At 42.1% G+C, this 12,675-nt stretch carries 23 protein-coding genes; all 23 read left to right on the top strand.

Annotation, left to right across the window (positions count from 1 at the left end):
* Positions 1 to 32 precede the first annotated feature (32 nt).
* Positions 33 to 1,175 (top strand): hypothetical protein, encoded by a 1,143-nt coding sequence (locus KNL20_RS13695; protein WP_230398286.1) that lies wholly within the window; start codon positions 33 to 35, stop codon positions 1,173 to 1,175.
* A gap of 327 nt (positions 1,176 to 1,502) precedes the next feature.
* A complete protein-coding gene (gene rpsJ / locus KNL20_RS13690; RefSeq protein WP_230398285.1) occupies positions 1,503 to 1,820 on the top strand; it encodes a 30S ribosomal protein S10 in 318 nt (105 codons plus the stop codon).
* Between the two features lie 205 nt (positions 1,821 to 2,025).
* Positions 2,026 to 2,661 carry a 50S ribosomal protein L3 gene (gene rplC, locus KNL20_RS13685; RefSeq protein ID WP_230398284.1) on the top strand — a complete coding sequence of 212 codons (636 nt, stop codon included), beginning with the start codon at positions 2,026 to 2,028 and terminating at the stop codon, positions 2,659 to 2,661.
* A 27-nt stretch (positions 2,662 to 2,688) separates the two neighbouring features.
* The gene (gene rplD / locus KNL20_RS13680; protein ID WP_230398283.1) at positions 2,689 to 3,309 is read left to right on the top strand and encodes a 50S ribosomal protein L4; all 621 of its coding nucleotides are present in this window, start codon (positions 2,689 to 2,691) and stop codon (positions 3,307 to 3,309) included.
* Positions 3,309 to 3,608, top strand: a complete 300-nt coding sequence (gene rplW, locus KNL20_RS13675) for a 50S ribosomal protein L23 (protein ID WP_230398282.1) — start codon at positions 3,309 to 3,311, stop codon at positions 3,606 to 3,608. Before rplD ends, rplW begins: the two co-directional genes overlap by 1 nt.
* 70 nt (positions 3,609 to 3,678) lie before the next feature.
* Complete coding sequence (gene rplB, locus KNL20_RS13670) at positions 3,679 to 4,524, top strand: 50S ribosomal protein L2 (protein WP_230398281.1); 846 nt, start codon at positions 3,679 to 3,681, stop codon at positions 4,522 to 4,524.
* 14 nt (positions 4,525 to 4,538) lie between these two features.
* Positions 4,539 to 4,820: a 30S ribosomal protein S19 gene (gene rpsS / locus KNL20_RS13665; protein WP_230398280.1), complete on the top strand. Its 282-nt coding sequence runs from the start codon at positions 4,539 to 4,541 to the stop codon at positions 4,818 to 4,820.
* A 24-nt stretch (positions 4,821 to 4,844) separates the two neighbouring features.
* Positions 4,845 to 5,231: a 50S ribosomal protein L22 gene (gene rplV / locus KNL20_RS13660; protein ID WP_230398279.1), complete on the top strand. Its 387-nt coding sequence runs from the start codon at positions 4,845 to 4,847 to the stop codon at positions 5,229 to 5,231.
* An 11-nt stretch (positions 5,232 to 5,242) separates the two neighbouring features.
* Positions 5,243 to 5,899 (top strand): 30S ribosomal protein S3, encoded by a 657-nt coding sequence (rpsC, locus tag KNL20_RS13655; RefSeq protein ID WP_230398278.1) that lies wholly within the window; start codon positions 5,243 to 5,245, stop codon positions 5,897 to 5,899.
* A 2-nt stretch (positions 5,900 to 5,901) separates the two neighbouring features.
* Positions 5,902 to 6,339 (top strand): 50S ribosomal protein L16, encoded by a 438-nt coding sequence (gene rplP / locus KNL20_RS13650; RefSeq protein WP_230398277.1) that lies wholly within the window; start codon positions 5,902 to 5,904, stop codon positions 6,337 to 6,339.
* The gene (gene rpmC, locus KNL20_RS13645; RefSeq protein ID WP_230398276.1) at positions 6,329 to 6,538 is read left to right on the top strand and encodes a 50S ribosomal protein L29; all 210 of its coding nucleotides are present in this window, start codon (positions 6,329 to 6,331) and stop codon (positions 6,536 to 6,538) included. Before rplP ends, rpmC begins: the two co-directional genes overlap by 11 nt.
* 30 nt (positions 6,539 to 6,568) lie before the next feature.
* Complete coding sequence (gene rpsQ / locus KNL20_RS13640) at positions 6,569 to 6,835, top strand: 30S ribosomal protein S17 (protein WP_329957473.1); 267 nt, start codon at positions 6,569 to 6,571, stop codon at positions 6,833 to 6,835.
* A gap of 13 nt (positions 6,836 to 6,848) precedes the next feature.
* Positions 6,849 to 7,217 (top strand): 50S ribosomal protein L14, encoded by a 369-nt coding sequence (gene rplN, locus KNL20_RS13635; protein ID WP_230398274.1) that lies wholly within the window; start codon positions 6,849 to 6,851, stop codon positions 7,215 to 7,217.
* Positions 7,218 to 7,224: 7 nt separating this feature from the next.
* Positions 7,225 to 7,530: a 50S ribosomal protein L24 gene (rplX, locus tag KNL20_RS13630; RefSeq protein WP_230400123.1), complete on the top strand. Its 306-nt coding sequence runs from the start codon at positions 7,225 to 7,227 to the stop codon at positions 7,528 to 7,530.
* A 21-nt stretch (positions 7,531 to 7,551) separates the two neighbouring features.
* Positions 7,552 to 8,091: a 50S ribosomal protein L5 gene (gene rplE, locus KNL20_RS13625; protein WP_230398273.1), complete on the top strand. Its 540-nt coding sequence runs from the start codon at positions 7,552 to 7,554 to the stop codon at positions 8,089 to 8,091.
* A gap of 14 nt (positions 8,092 to 8,105) precedes the next feature.
* Positions 8,106 to 8,291, top strand: a complete 186-nt coding sequence (locus KNL20_RS13620; RefSeq protein WP_230398272.1) for a type Z 30S ribosomal protein S14 — start codon at positions 8,106 to 8,108, stop codon at positions 8,289 to 8,291.
* Between the two features lie 366 nt (positions 8,292 to 8,657).
* On the top strand, positions 8,658 to 9,059 hold the full coding sequence (rpsH, locus tag KNL20_RS13615) for a 30S ribosomal protein S8 (protein ID WP_230398271.1): 402 nt from the start codon (positions 8,658 to 8,660) through the stop codon (positions 9,057 to 9,059).
* A gap of 120 nt (positions 9,060 to 9,179) precedes the next feature.
* Positions 9,180 to 9,719, top strand: a complete 540-nt coding sequence (gene rplF, locus KNL20_RS13610; RefSeq protein ID WP_230398270.1) for a 50S ribosomal protein L6 — start codon at positions 9,180 to 9,182, stop codon at positions 9,717 to 9,719.
* A gap of 17 nt (positions 9,720 to 9,736) precedes the next feature.
* Entirely contained in the window at positions 9,737 to 10,105 is a 369-nt protein-coding gene (rplR, locus tag KNL20_RS13605; RefSeq protein ID WP_230398269.1) for a 50S ribosomal protein L18, read from the top strand.
* Between the two features lie 20 nt (positions 10,106 to 10,125).
* Positions 10,126 to 10,635: a 30S ribosomal protein S5 gene (gene rpsE / locus KNL20_RS13600; RefSeq protein WP_230398268.1), complete on the top strand. Its 510-nt coding sequence runs from the start codon at positions 10,126 to 10,128 to the stop codon at positions 10,633 to 10,635.
* 14 nt (positions 10,636 to 10,649) lie between these two features.
* Positions 10,650 to 10,832 (top strand): 50S ribosomal protein L30, encoded by a 183-nt coding sequence (gene rpmD, locus KNL20_RS13595; RefSeq protein WP_230398267.1) that lies wholly within the window; start codon positions 10,650 to 10,652, stop codon positions 10,830 to 10,832.
* A gap of 82 nt (positions 10,833 to 10,914) precedes the next feature.
* On the top strand, positions 10,915 to 11,355 hold the full coding sequence (gene rplO / locus KNL20_RS13590; RefSeq protein ID WP_230398266.1) for a 50S ribosomal protein L15: 441 nt from the start codon (positions 10,915 to 10,917) through the stop codon (positions 11,353 to 11,355).
* Positions 11,355 to 12,671 carry a preprotein translocase subunit SecY gene (secY, locus tag KNL20_RS13585; RefSeq protein ID WP_230398265.1) on the top strand — a complete coding sequence of 439 codons (1,317 nt, stop codon included), beginning with the start codon at positions 11,355 to 11,357 and terminating at the stop codon, positions 12,669 to 12,671. The genes rplO and secY overlap by 1 nt, the downstream gene beginning before the upstream one ends.
* Positions 12,672 to 12,675: the final 4 nt, after the last annotated feature.

Genomic DNA, 12,675 nt, shown 5'->3' with positions numbered 1-12,675 from the left:
ACGGAATGAAATATACCAAGGAGAAATATTTGATGGCAAAATTTTTGAGATTCATTGTTAATCTATGTGTTGTATGTTTTCTGTTGACCGGTCTGGCTTTGATTGTACCCCAATTTGCAGGGATATCCACCGCTATTGTAGGTGACAGCATTACGGATACAAATTTAAGCAATGGTTCTGTTGTGTATGGGCGGACCGTGAGTCTGGACAAACTGGAGGCAGGTGACAAACTGCTTCGCACGACTAACACATCTGTTTATGCAGCTGAGATTATTGAGATAGATTCGGATACAGGACACTATACCGTGAAAGGCAAGGGAGGGACAACAGAAGAAGTCACCTTGCGTGGGACAGGCGAAAAGGTTCTGATCACAATCCCCTTCATCGGTTATGTTTCGATAGCCATGCAGACATTTGAAGGCAGAATCATCCTTGGTCTTGCCGTCGCCTTTCTGGTAATCCTGTTCATACTTTCAGAAATCTGGAAGAACGACGATGAAGAGGATATGGATAAGGAAGATGAACAGATTGGAGAAACAGAGGAAAAAAACGGCGAACTAATAGCAGAAGAAGAGGAAGAACCGGAAGCAAAACTGAGCAGACGGGAAAGAAAGGCCAGAAAGAAAAAAGAAAAACGCCGCGGAAAGCCGAAGAAGGAAGAACCTGCCAAAGAGAAGGATATCGTAGAAGAGATGAGTTATATGCAGGATACCTCTTCAGCGGAACAGGCGAAGAGCGGTATCCAGGAGATACAGAGTTCTGAAACACATGGGAACGCAGCAGAAGATATAGAAGCCGAGACGCGGGAACTGATTTTGGAACCGGCAGATGAAGTAGAAGAAATAAATATAGAAGAAGCTGTGAAAAAAATATCGGAACCGGATTCGGAACAGGTGATACGACAGGACAATACAGAAGATTTAACGGCTGCGATTCAAGCCGCTCTGGAATACGAAATGGATAAGGATTTTGAAAAGAGCAAAGGTGAGGATATTATGCAGCATAATTCTGAATTGAAAAATGAGCAGATTCCGGCTGAATCCAGAAAACTGGCTATGCCTGCGCTGACAGTTGATGAAATTCTGGAAAAGGCACATGCGGGTGGAGACGATCCCGAAGTAATCGAAGTGGAAGAGGATGGACTTTCCCTTGTGGATTATTCCGAAATATTATAAACTCGTATATGACCGGTCTTAAGGTTGTAAAGCCTCAGACCGGTCATCTTTTTTTGAAAAAATAAAAAAACCCTTGCATTATGCAAAAATATTCTGTATAATGATTACTGTTGTGACATTGATAGCGTGGAAGCGTGAGGTTGCTGCTGAAAAGTGGGTTTTCCGTGGAGCGAATGTCAAGTTATGAAACTGGCGACAAGTCACTGTACAAAGAGAATAGTCCACCGTGAGTGGAAACAACGTGTGAAGGTTTAGGACACACACGGAGAAGTGTACAGTCACCGCTTGTCGTACTCAAAAAGTGCGAATAAGGAGGCGACTTTTTTTATGGCAAGTCAAGTTATGAGAATCACATTAAAAGCTTACGAGCATCAATTGGTGGATGCATCCGCCGCAAAGATTATCGAAACTGTGAAGAAGAACGGAGCAACTGTGAGCGGACCGGTTCCGCTTCCGACAAAAAAGGAAGTTGTTACTATTTTAAGGGCAGTACACAAGTACAAAGATTCCCGTGAGCAGTTCGAACAGAGAACTCATAAGAGACTGATTGATATCATCGCACCGACACAGAAGACGGTAGATGCATTATCAAGACTGGAAATGCCGGCAGGTGTCTATATCGACATCAAGATGAAGACAAAATAAATATTTCATTCATGCTTGGAACGGTATTTCATTGCAAACAAAGATATCCTAAGTTATTTGATATAGAAGAAACACATTCGAAGGAATCAACATCCCGTCGGTGTACCAGTACACTGGGGTTATAGTGTTCCACTTATATCAACTGTGCTAGGATGAACTCCGCAGTGTGCGGCGTTCCGCTGTAGAAAAACAGGAGGTAAAAAGAATGAAGAAAGCGATTTTAGCTACTAAGGTTGGAATGACTCAAATCTTCGATGAAGATGGAGCCGTTATTCCGGTAACTGTACTGCAGGCTGGTCCTTGCGTTGTGACCCAGGTTAAAACACAGGACAATGACGGATACAGTGCGGTTCAGGTTGGCTTTGCTGACAAGAGAGAAAAACTCGTTAACAAGCCGATGAAGGGACAGTTTGACAAAGCTGGTGTCTCTTACAAAAGATTCCTCAGAGAATTTAAGTTTGAAGATGCAGAAAATTATGAATTAGGACAGGAAATCAAAGCCGATATCTTTGGCGCAGGCGATAAGATTGATGCGACTGCTATTTCCAAAGGTAAAGGATTTCAGGGTGCCATTAAGAGGCATAATCAGTCCAGAGGACCTATGACTCACGGCTCTAAATATCATCGCCATGCAGGTTCCAATGGTTCCGCTTCTGATCCCAGTAAAGTATTCAAAGGAAAGAAGATGCCGGGACATATGGGCAGCAAGCAGATTACAATTCAGAATCTTGAGGTTGTACGTGTTGATGCTGAGAACAATCTGTTACTGGTAAAAGGCTCTGTACCGGGACCTAAAAAATCATTGGTAGCGATTAAAGAAACTGTAAAAACTATAAAGTAATTCTTTATAGGAAAGGAGGACACACAGATGTCAAACGTATCTGTTTATAATATGGAAGGCAAAGAAGTTGGCGCCATCGAACTGAATGATACTGTATTCGGTGTTGAAATTAAAGAACATCTGGTACATCAGGCAGTTGTGCTTCAGCTTGCAAATAATCGTCAGGGAACACAGAAAGCTAAGACGCGTTCCGAAGTAAGAGGCGGCGGAAGAAAACCCTGGAGACAAAAGGGAACCGGTCATGCAAGACAGGGGTCAATCAGAGCACCTCAGTGGACAGGCGGCGGAGTAGTATTTGCTCCCACACCAAGAGATTACTCTTTCAAGATGAATAAGAAAGAGAAAAAAGCTGCGCTTCTTTCCGTATTGACGAGTAAAGTTCAGGAGAACAAGTTTCTCGTGCTTGATGAACTGAAACTGGATGAAGTTAAGACGAAAGAGATGAAAAAGGTTTTAGACAATTTAAAGGTTGCAAATGCAATTGTAGTTGTTGAAGATAACAGCAAAAACGTAGTATTATCTGCAAGGAATATTCCGGGAGTTACCACTGCCACAGCTGGTACTATAAACGTATATGATCTGCTGAAATACAACACCGTAATTGCAACGAAAGCAAGTGTTGCATCCATTGAGGAGGTGTACGCATAATGGCAAATATTCAGTATTATGATGTGATTTTAAAACCGGTTGTGACAGAGAAAAGTATGAACGCAATGGGCGAGAAGAAATACACGTTCTTAGTTCACCCAGAGGCCAATAAATCACAGATAAAAGAAGCTGTTGAGAAGATGTTCGAAGGAACAAAAGTAAAGAGTGTTAATACCATGAACATGGACGGAAAGAAAAAACGCCGTGGTATGGTGGTTGGAAGAACAGCCAAGAGTAAAAAAGCAATTGTTGCTCTGACAGAAGACAGTAAAGATATTGAGATCTTTGAAGGACTTTAAAACAGAGGTCCTGCCTTAAGCACATGTAAAGTGCGATAATAAACATTGAGATTTGAAAGGAGAAATCGTAATGGGAATTAAAAGCTTTAACCCATATACACCTTCCAGAAGACATATGACCACTTCTGATTTCGCTGAAATCACTAAGTCCACGCCGGAGAAATCTCTGGTGGTGTCTCTGAACAAAACCGCTGGACGTAATAACCAGGGTAAAATCACAGTAAGACATCGTGGAGGCGGAAGCAGAAGAAAATATAGAATCATCGATTTTAAAAGAAGAAAAGACGATGTTCCTGCATTGGTAAAATCCATTGAATATGATCCGAACAGAACAGCAAATATTGCTTTGATCTGCTATGCAGATGGTGAAAAAGCATACATCCTTGCTCCTGAAGGATTAAAAGTGGGACATAAGATTATGAATGGTCCGAACGCGGAAGTTCGTGTTGGAAACTGCCTTCCGTTATCCCAGATTCCGGTTGGTACTATGGTACACAATATTGAATTGCATCTTGGCAGGGGCGGACAGATGGTTCGTTCCGCAGGTAACGGAGCTCAGTTGATGGCAAAAGAAGGTAAATACGCAACCTTGAGACTTCCTTCAGGCGAGATGAGAATGGTTCCGATTGAGTGTCGTGCAACTGTTGGCGTTGTTGGAAATGGTGACCACAGCCTGATTAACATCGGTAAGGCCGGACGGAAGCGGAACATGGGTATCCGCCCGACTGTACGTGGATCAGTTATGAATCCGAATGACCATCCGCATGGTGGTGGTGAAGGTAAGACAGGAATCGGACGTCCGGGTCCAAGTACACCTTGGGGTAAACCTGCTCTTGGCCTTAAGACAAGAAAGAAGAACAAGCAGTCTAACAAGCTCATCATAAGAAGAAAAGATGGTAAGGCATTAGCTAAATAAAGGAGGTTAAACGAATGGCTCGTTCACTGAAAAAAGGACCATTTGCAGACAAAAGTTTACTGAAAAAAGTAGATGCTGCAAACGCATCCGGAGATAAAACAGTTATTAAAACCTGGTCACGTCGTTCTACAATCTTCCCGACATTTGTAGGACATACAATTGCAGTTCATGACGGAAGAAAACACGTGCCGGTATATATATCAGAAGATATGGTTGGTCACAAACTCGGAGAGTTCGTTGCAACCAGAACCTATAGAGGACACGGCAAGGACGAAAAGAGATCCGGCGTTCGCTAGTATATGAAAGGAGGCCTGTTAATCATGGCTAAAGGACATAGAAGTCAGATTAAAAGAGCAAGAAATGAAGTGAAAGACACAAGACCTTCGGCAAAACTGTCATATGCCAGAATGTCAGTTCAGAAGGCTTGCTATGTATTAGATGTAATTCGTGGAAAAGATGTTGAGACTGCACTTGGCATCCTGACCTATAACCCGAGATATGCTTCCAGCGTAATCAAAAAACTGTTGGAGTCAGCTGTTGCAAACGCTGAAAACAACAATGGTCTGAGCAAGGAAAACCTGTATGTAGCAGAGTGCTATGCAAACAAAGCACCGACCATGAAGAGAATCAAGCCGAGAGCACAGGGTAGAGCATATCGTATCGAAAAGAGAAACAGTCATATCTCTATCGTATTAGATGAAAGATAAGGAGGGGAATCATGGGACAGAAAGTTAACCCACATGGTATCAGAGTCGGAGTTATCAAAGACTGGGATTCCAAATGGTATGCAGAAAGTGACTTTGCCGATTATCTGGTTGAAGATTACAATATCAGAACATTTCTGAAAAAGAAATTATACAGCGCAGGTGTATCCAGAATTGAAATTGAAAGAGCATCTGACAGAGTGAAAATCATTATCTATACAGCAAAGCCGGGTATCGTAATCGGTAAGGGTGGATCTGAAATAGAAAAAGTAAAGGCTGAACTTAAGAATTATACAGATAAGAAACTGATTGTGGATATCAAGGAAGTTAAGAGACCGGACCGTGATGCTCAGCTGGTAGCTGAAAACATCGCGCTGCAGCTGGAGAATCGTATTTCTTTCCGTCGTGCTATGAAGTCTACGATGCAGAGAACGATGAGATCCGGAGCCGAAGGAATCAAAACATCTGTATCCGGTCGTCTTGGTGGAGCAGATATGGCACGTACAGAATTTTACAGCGAGGGAACAATTCCGCTGCAGACTTTACGTGCAGATATCGACTATGGTTTCGCTGAAGCAGACACAACATACGGCAAAGTTGGCGTAAAAGCTTGGGTCTACAATGGCGAAGTACTTCCAACCAAAGGAGCTAAGGAAGGGAGCGATAAATAATTATGTTAATGCCAAAGAGAGTAAAACGTCGTAAACAATTCCGTGGATCCATGAAGGGAAAAGCCTTAAGAGGCAATACAATCAGCTATGGAGATTATGGTTTGGTAGCTGCTGAGCCTTGTTGGATTAAGTCCAATCAGATAGAAGCAGCCCGTGTTGCCATGACCCGTTATATCAAGCGTGGTGGTAAAGTTTGGATTAAGATTTTTCCGGATAAACCTGTAACAGCAAAACCAGCAGAAACTCGTATGGGTTCTGGTAAAGGAGCCCTTGAATACTGGGTAGCAGTTGTAAAACCAGGTCGTGTAATGTTCGAAATCGCAGGTGTATCAGAAGAAACAGCTCGTGAAGCATTACGTCTTGCTATGCATAAGTTACCATGTAAATGTAAAATCGTTTCGCGTGCAGACTTAGAAGGCGGTGATAACAGTGAAAATTAATAAGTATGTAGAAGATTTAAAGTTAAAATCAGCTGCAGAATTAAATGAAGAATTAGTAGCTGCTAAGAAGGAACTCTTTAATCTGAGATTCCAGAATGCAACCAATCAATTGGAAAACACGAGCAGAATTAAAGATGTTCGGAAAAATATTGCCAGAATTCAGACTGTAATTGCCGAGAAAGCAAAAGCAGCTAATTAGGCGTAGGAAGAATTTCCTTATGAAAGGAGAATGAAAATCGTGACAGAAAGAAATCTGAGAAAAACACGTGTTGGTAAAGTTGTCAGTGACAAGATGGATAAGACTGTTGTTGTAGCCATTGAAGATCATGTGAAACATCCGCTTTACAAAAAGATCGTAAAGAAGACATATAAATTGAAAGCACATGATGAGAATAACGAGTGCAGAATTGGCGACACCGTCAAGGTTATGGAAACCAGACCGCTATCAAAGGATAAAAGATGGAGACTGGTTCAGATTCTAGAAAGAGCAAAATAAGGAGGGTACTAGCATGATTCAGCAGGAAAGCAGATTAAAAGTCGCTGATAATACTGGCGCAAAGGAAATCCTCTGCATACGCGTTATGGGCGGCTCTACGAGAAGATATGCAAACATCGGCGATGTTATTGTTGCTACGGTCAAGGATGCAACACCAGGCGGCGTTGTAAAAAAAGGAGACGTTGTGAAAGCAGTCGTTGTCCGCACTGTAAAAGGCAGCCATCGTAAAGATGGTTCCTATATCAAATTTGATGAAAATGCAGCTGTTATTATCAAAGATGACAAGACTCCAAGAGGAACCCGTATTTTTGGGCCAGTAGCCAGAGAGCTTCGTGAGAAACACTTTATGAAAATTGTTTCTTTAGCTCCGGAAGTATTATAGGAGGTAAATCATGGCAGTTAAGATTAAAAGAGGCGATACGGTTAGAGTTATCGCTGGTAAAGATAAAGATAAAGAAGGCAAAGTACTTTCCGTGAAGGATGGAAAAGTTGTCGTTGAAGGCATTAATATGGTTACAAAGCACTCGAAACCTTCTATGGCTAATCAGCAGGGAGGTATTATTACGAAGGAAGCTCCAATTCAGATTTCCAATGTAATGTACCTTCATAATGGAAAAGCAACCAGAATTGGCTACAGGATGGATGGAGACAAGAAGGTCCGTGTTGCTAAGTCAACAGGCGAAGTAATCGATTAAGAAAGAGAGGAGGCCTAAACAGTGAGTAGATTACATGAAACCTATAACAACGAAATCGTCGATGCGTTGATGAAGAAGTTTGAATATAAAAATGTTATGGAAGTGCCGAAACTCGCAAAGATCGTTATTAACATGGGCGTTGGTGAGGCAAAGGAAAATGCAAAAGTTTTAGATTCAGCAGTAAGTGATCTGGAAACGATTACCGGCCAGAAGGCTGTGCTTACCAAAGCTAAGAATTCCATCGCTAATTTCAAATTGAGAGAGGGAATGCCAATCGGCTGCAAGGTAACCTTAAGGGGCGAAAGAATGTATGAGTTCGCGGATCGTCTGATTAACCTTGCATTACCACGTGTACGTGACTTCCGCGGTGTGAATCCCAATTCATTTGATGGCAGAGGAAACTATGCTCTTGGCATTAAAGAGCAGCTTATCTTCCCTGAGATTGAGTACGACAAGATTGACAAAGTCCGCGGAATGGACATCATCTTCGTTACAACTGCAAAGACAGATGAAGAAGCCCGTGAATTATTGGCACAATTCAACATGCCGTTCGCTAAATAAGGAGGAAGTTATTCATGGCTAAAACAGCAATGAAAATCAAACAGCAGCGTGCACCGAAATACTCCACAAGAGCATACAACCGCTGCAGAATCTGTGGACGTCCACATGCGTATCTCAGAAAATACGGAATTTGCAGAATCTGCTTCCGTGAGTTAGCATACAAAGGCCAGATCCCAGGAGTAAAGAAAGCGAGCTGGTAGGCATTGAACGCTTAACGATTGGCAAGCCGTAAGGCGCCGACAGAGTTTAGCGAGAAAGCCGTTCGTGAACCTTAGCGAATGCAAAGCAAGAGCTTAGTTGAACGAACTAACCCGCCAAACGCTTAACGATTGGCAAGCCGTAAGGCGCCGACAGAGTTTAGCGAGAAAGCCGTTCGTGAACCTTAGCGAATGCAAAGCAAGAGCTTAGTTGAACGAACTAACCCGCCAAACGCTTAACGATTGGCAAGCCGTAAGGCGCCGACAGAGTTTAGCGAGAAAGCCGTTCGTGAATCTTAGCGAATGCAAAGCAGGAGCTTAGTTGAACGAACCGACCCGCTTAAGATAGATATAGAAGGAGGCAAAACAATGACAATGAGTGATCCGATTGCAGATATGCTTACAAGAATCCGTAATGCAAATACTGCAAAGCACGATACCGTAGATGTTCCGGCATCAAAAATGAAAATCGCTATTGCTGATATCCTTGTGAATGAAGGTTATATTGCTAAATATGATCTGATTGAAGAGGGGAAGTTTAAAACAATCCATATTACGTTAAAATATGGTGCAGATAAAAATGAAAAGATTATCACAGGACTGAAGAAAATTTCAAAACCAGGTCTGCGTATCTACGTAAACAAAGAGCAGCTGCCAAAAGTTCTTGGAGGTTTAGGTGTAGCAATTCTCTCAACAAACCAGGGTGTTATCACCGACAAAGATGCTCGTAGACTTCAGGTTGGCGGCGAAGTATTAGCTTTCGTTTGGTAATTGAAAGCAGTTTAGTGTGAGGTGCCAGCGCGTCTGCACCGCTGCACTTTAGGAAACTGAAAACAGAAGGGAACCTGTTGAGTCCCTTCCGAAAATTTAAGTTATAGGAGGAAATTTGGTATGTCACGTATTGGAAGACTGCCAGTCGTTGTTCCGGCAGGAGTTACTGTTGATATCAAAGAGAACAATGATGTAATTGTAAAAGGACCGAAAGGAACACTTGAAAAGTCTCTTCCGGAAGAGATGGAAATCAAACTGGAAGATAATCAGGTAGTTGTTACAAGACCAAGTGATCTGAAGAAAATGAAGGCATTACATGGTTTAACCAGAACATTGATTCACAACATGGTTGTCGGTGTAAGTGAAGGCTATCAGAAAGTTCTGGAAGTTAACGGTGTAGGATATAAAGCAGCTAAGCAGGGTAAAAAGCTGGTATTGTCATTAGGTTACTCTCATCCGGTGGAGATGGAAGATCCGGAAGGATTGGAATCCACAGTAGAAGGAAACAAGATTACCGTGAAGGGAATCGATAAAGAAAAAGTAGGCCAATATGCTGCTGAGATCAGAGACAAGAGAAGACCTGAACCTTATAAAGGAAAAGGTATTAAGTATGCTGATGAAGTTATCAGACGTAAAGTTGGTAAGACTGGTAAGAAATAAATAAGGAGAGTGTGGAAATGATTAATAAAGTATCAAGAGCGCAAGTTCGCCAGAAAAAGCATAAAAGAATGCGTAATCATATCGCAGGTACCGCTGCTAAACCACGTCTTTGCGTGTTTAGAAGCAATAATCATATGTATGCTCAGATTATTGACGATACAGTTGGAAATACTTTGGTTTCCGCTTCTACTCTTCAGAAAGATGTAAAAGCAGAATTAGAGAAAACCAACGACGTTAAAGCAGCAGCATATTTAGGAACTGTAATTGGAAAGAGAGCCGCAGAGGCAGGTATTAAGGAAGTTGTCTTTGACAGAGGCGGCTTCATATACCAGGGTAAGGTTCAGGCATTGGCAGACGCAGCCCGTGAAGCTGGTCTGAAATTCTAGGAAAGGAAGGAAAAGAACACATGAGACATACAATCATTGATGCCAGCCAGTTAGAACTGGAAGAAAAAGTTGTTTCTATCAAGCGTGTTACCAAGGTTGTTAAAGGTGGTCGTAACTTCCGTTTCACTGCTTTAGTAGTTGTAGGAGACCGCAACGGACACGTTGGTGCAGGACTTGGAAAGGCAACTGAAATTCCTGAAGCAATCCGCAAAGGAAAAGAAGACGCTATGAAGAAGCTGATTAAGGTGGCAACTGATGAAAATAACAGTATTACCCATGACTTTACAGGAAAGTTCGGCAGCGCGGAAGTATTGCTGAAGAGAGCTCCGGATGGTACTGGTGTTATCGCAGGAGGTCCGGTACGTGCAGTAATTGAGTTATCTGGAATCAAGAATATCCGTACGAAATCTTTAGGCTCAAACAACAAACAGAACGTAGTGTTGGCAACGATTGATGGATTAAGTCAGTTGAAGACACCGGAAGAGGTTGCAAAACTCCGCGGAAAATCTGTTGATGAAATTCTGGCTTAAAGGAGGATTGAAAAATGGCAGATAAATTAAAAGTAACATTAGTAAAGTCTACAATCGGTGCTATACCGAAACACAAAAAGACAGTTGAAGCATTGGGCTTGAAGAAACTCAACAAAACGGTTGAACTTCCTGATAATGCATCCGTTCGTGGTATGATTAATCAGGTATGCCATCTGGTTAAGGTGGAGGAAGCATAATTCCGTTTTTAATTTAAAAATGGCCAGATGCATTTCCGGAGACGGGAAGGCTTTGGTCATCACGATAGAAGGAGGTACCAGAATGGACTTATCAAATTTACAGCCAGCTGAAGGTTCCAGACAAAGCAATATGTTTCGCCGTGGCCGTGGACATGGGTCAGGAAATGGAAAAACAGCAGGTAAAGGTCATAAGGGACAAAAAGCTCGTTCCGGAGCAACAAGACCAGGTTTTGAAGGCGGACAGATGCCATTATACAGACGTCTTCCTAAGAGAGGTTTCAAAAACAGAAACACGAAGGAAATCGTCGGAATTAATGTAAGTGCCTTAGACCGATTTGAAGATGGGGCGGAGGTAACTGTAGCTGCCTTAGTTGAAAGTGGAATTGTAACTAACCCCAAAGATGGTGTTAAAATATTAGGCAATGGTGAAATTTCAAAAAAACTAACAGTGAAAGTGAACGCCTTCAGTGAAAGCGCAAAAGCTAAAATTGAGGCGGCAGGTGGAGCAGCCGAGGTGATCTAATGTTCAGGACATTAAGAGATGCATTTAAAATCCAGGAAATACGTCGGAAGATTTTGTATGTGCTTATGATGCTGGTGGTGATCCGCTTTGGATCTCAGCTGCCGGTACCGGGTGTTAATACTGCATTTTTTGCCAACTTTTTTGCGAATAATACGAACGACGCATTTAGCTTTCTAAATGCGTTTACCGGTGGCGGATTTGATAATTTTTCAATTTTTGCCCTTAGCATTACACCCTATATCACCTCCTCAATTATCATTCAGCTTCTCACAATTGCGATTCCGCAGTTGGAAGAGATGCAAAGAGATGGGGAGGATGGAAGAAAAAAGATTACCGCAATTACACGTTATGTTACTGTTGGTCTGGCATTGTTTGAATCAATTGCAATGGCCATCGGATTTGGGAACAAGGGTTTGATAACCGAAATGACAGTTGTCAATGTCATAATTGTTGTTGCGTCTTTAACAGCAGGTTCTGCCTTTTTAATGTGGGTCGGTGAGCAGATTAACGATAAGGGTGTGGGAAACGGTATTTCCACAGTCTTGTTAATTAATATTCTTTCCAGAATTCCGACAGATTTTGTGAAATTATTCAAGCAGTTTATTAAGGGACAGACAATTCTAATGGGATCGCTTCGTGCACTGCTTATTCTGGCAATTGTACTGGCTGTGACTGTCTTTGTATTAGTTTTAAATGGTGCGGAACGCAGGATTCCTGTTCAGTATTCCAAGAAGATGCAAGGAAGGAAGATGGTCGGAGGACAGTCCTCAAACATCCCCTTAAAGGTGAATACTGCAGGAGTAATTCCAATTATCTTCACATCATCAATTATGTCTTTTCCGGGAATTATAGCTTCCTTTGCAGGAAAAACCAATGTGGGAGGCTGGGGCGGTAAAGTGCTGGGTGTGCTGAACTCCGCTAACTGGTTTAACAGAGATAATATGTTTGATACACTTGGAATAATTCTGTATATTGTTCTGGTTGTTTTCTTTGCTTATTTCTACACTTCTATTACCTTCAATCCTTTGGAGGTAGCGGATAATATGAAAAAGCAGGGTGGATTTATACCAGGGATTCGTCCGGGTAAACCGACTGTAGAATATCTGAATTCCATCTTGAATTACATTATTTTTATAGGTGCTGCAGGTCTTACGATTGTGGCTGTCATACCATTTTTCTTTAACGGCATGTTCAGTGCGCAGGTGTCCTTTGGCGGCACATCCCTTATCATTGTTGTATCTGTTATTCTGGAGACCTTAAAGCAGGTTGAATCCATGATGTTAGTACGTAATTATAAAGGCTTCCTGAACGACTAAGAAC

Origin of the sequence: Novisyntrophococcus fermenticellae, from assembly GCF_018866245.1 — a bacterium.
Classification (GTDB): Bacteria; Bacillota; Clostridia; order Lachnospirales; family Lachnospiraceae; genus Novisyntrophococcus; species Novisyntrophococcus fermenticellae.
This window is presented reverse-complemented; position numbering and strand designations above follow the sequence as displayed.

Bases quoted from the DNA above. Each gene is read 5' to 3' on its own strand.
- rplO (WP_230398266.1), top strand. From the start codon at position 10,915: ATGGACTTATCAAATTTACAGCCAGCTGAAGGTTCCAGACAAAGCAAT.
- rplW (WP_230398282.1), top strand. From the start codon at position 3,309: ATGGCAAATATTCAGTATTATGATGTGATTTTAAAACCGGTTGTGACA.
- rpmD (WP_230398267.1), top strand. From the start codon at position 10,650: ATGGCAGATAAATTAAAAGTAACATTAGTAAAGTCTACAATCGGTGCT.
- rplC (WP_230398284.1), top strand. From the start codon at position 2,026: ATGAAGAAAGCGATTTTAGCTACTAAGGTTGGAATGACTCAAATCTTC.
- secY (WP_230398265.1), top strand. From the start codon at position 11,355: ATGTTCAGGACATTAAGAGATGCATTTAAAATCCAGGAAATACGTCGG.
- rplF (WP_230398270.1), top strand. From the start codon at position 9,180: ATGTCACGTATTGGAAGACTGCCAGTCGTTGTTCCGGCAGGAGTTACT.
- KNL20_RS13620 (WP_230398272.1), top strand. From the start codon at position 8,106: ATGGCTAAAACAGCAATGAAAATCAAACAGCAGCGTGCACCGAAATAC.
- rpsH (WP_230398271.1), top strand. From the start codon at position 8,658: ATGACAATGAGTGATCCGATTGCAGATATGCTTACAAGAATCCGTAAT.
- rplD (WP_230398283.1), top strand. From the start codon at position 2,689: ATGTCAAACGTATCTGTTTATAATATGGAAGGCAAAGAAGTTGGCGCC.
- rplN (WP_230398274.1), top strand. From the start codon at position 6,849: ATGATTCAGCAGGAAAGCAGATTAAAAGTCGCTGATAATACTGGCGCA.
- rpsQ (WP_329957473.1), top strand. From the start codon at position 6,569: ATGAAAATCGTGACAGAAAGAAATCTGAGAAAAACACGTGTTGGTAAA.
- KNL20_RS13695 (WP_230398286.1), top strand. From the start codon at position 33: ATGGCAAAATTTTTGAGATTCATTGTTAATCTATGTGTTGTATGTTTT.
- rpsE (WP_230398268.1), top strand. From the start codon at position 10,126: ATGAGACATACAATCATTGATGCCAGCCAGTTAGAACTGGAAGAAAAA.
- rplP (WP_230398277.1), top strand. From the start codon at position 5,902: ATGTTAATGCCAAAGAGAGTAAAACGTCGTAAACAATTCCGTGGATCC.
- rplR (WP_230398269.1), top strand. From the start codon at position 9,737: ATGATTAATAAAGTATCAAGAGCGCAAGTTCGCCAGAAAAAGCATAAA.
- rpsS (WP_230398280.1), top strand. From the start codon at position 4,539: ATGGCTCGTTCACTGAAAAAAGGACCATTTGCAGACAAAAGTTTACTG.
- rplB (WP_230398281.1), top strand. From the start codon at position 3,679: ATGGGAATTAAAAGCTTTAACCCATATACACCTTCCAGAAGACATATG.
- rpsC (WP_230398278.1), top strand. From the start codon at position 5,243: ATGGGACAGAAAGTTAACCCACATGGTATCAGAGTCGGAGTTATCAAA.
- rpsJ (WP_230398285.1), top strand. From the start codon at position 1,503: ATGGCAAGTCAAGTTATGAGAATCACATTAAAAGCTTACGAGCATCAA.
- rplV (WP_230398279.1), top strand. From the start codon at position 4,845: ATGGCTAAAGGACATAGAAGTCAGATTAAAAGAGCAAGAAATGAAGTG.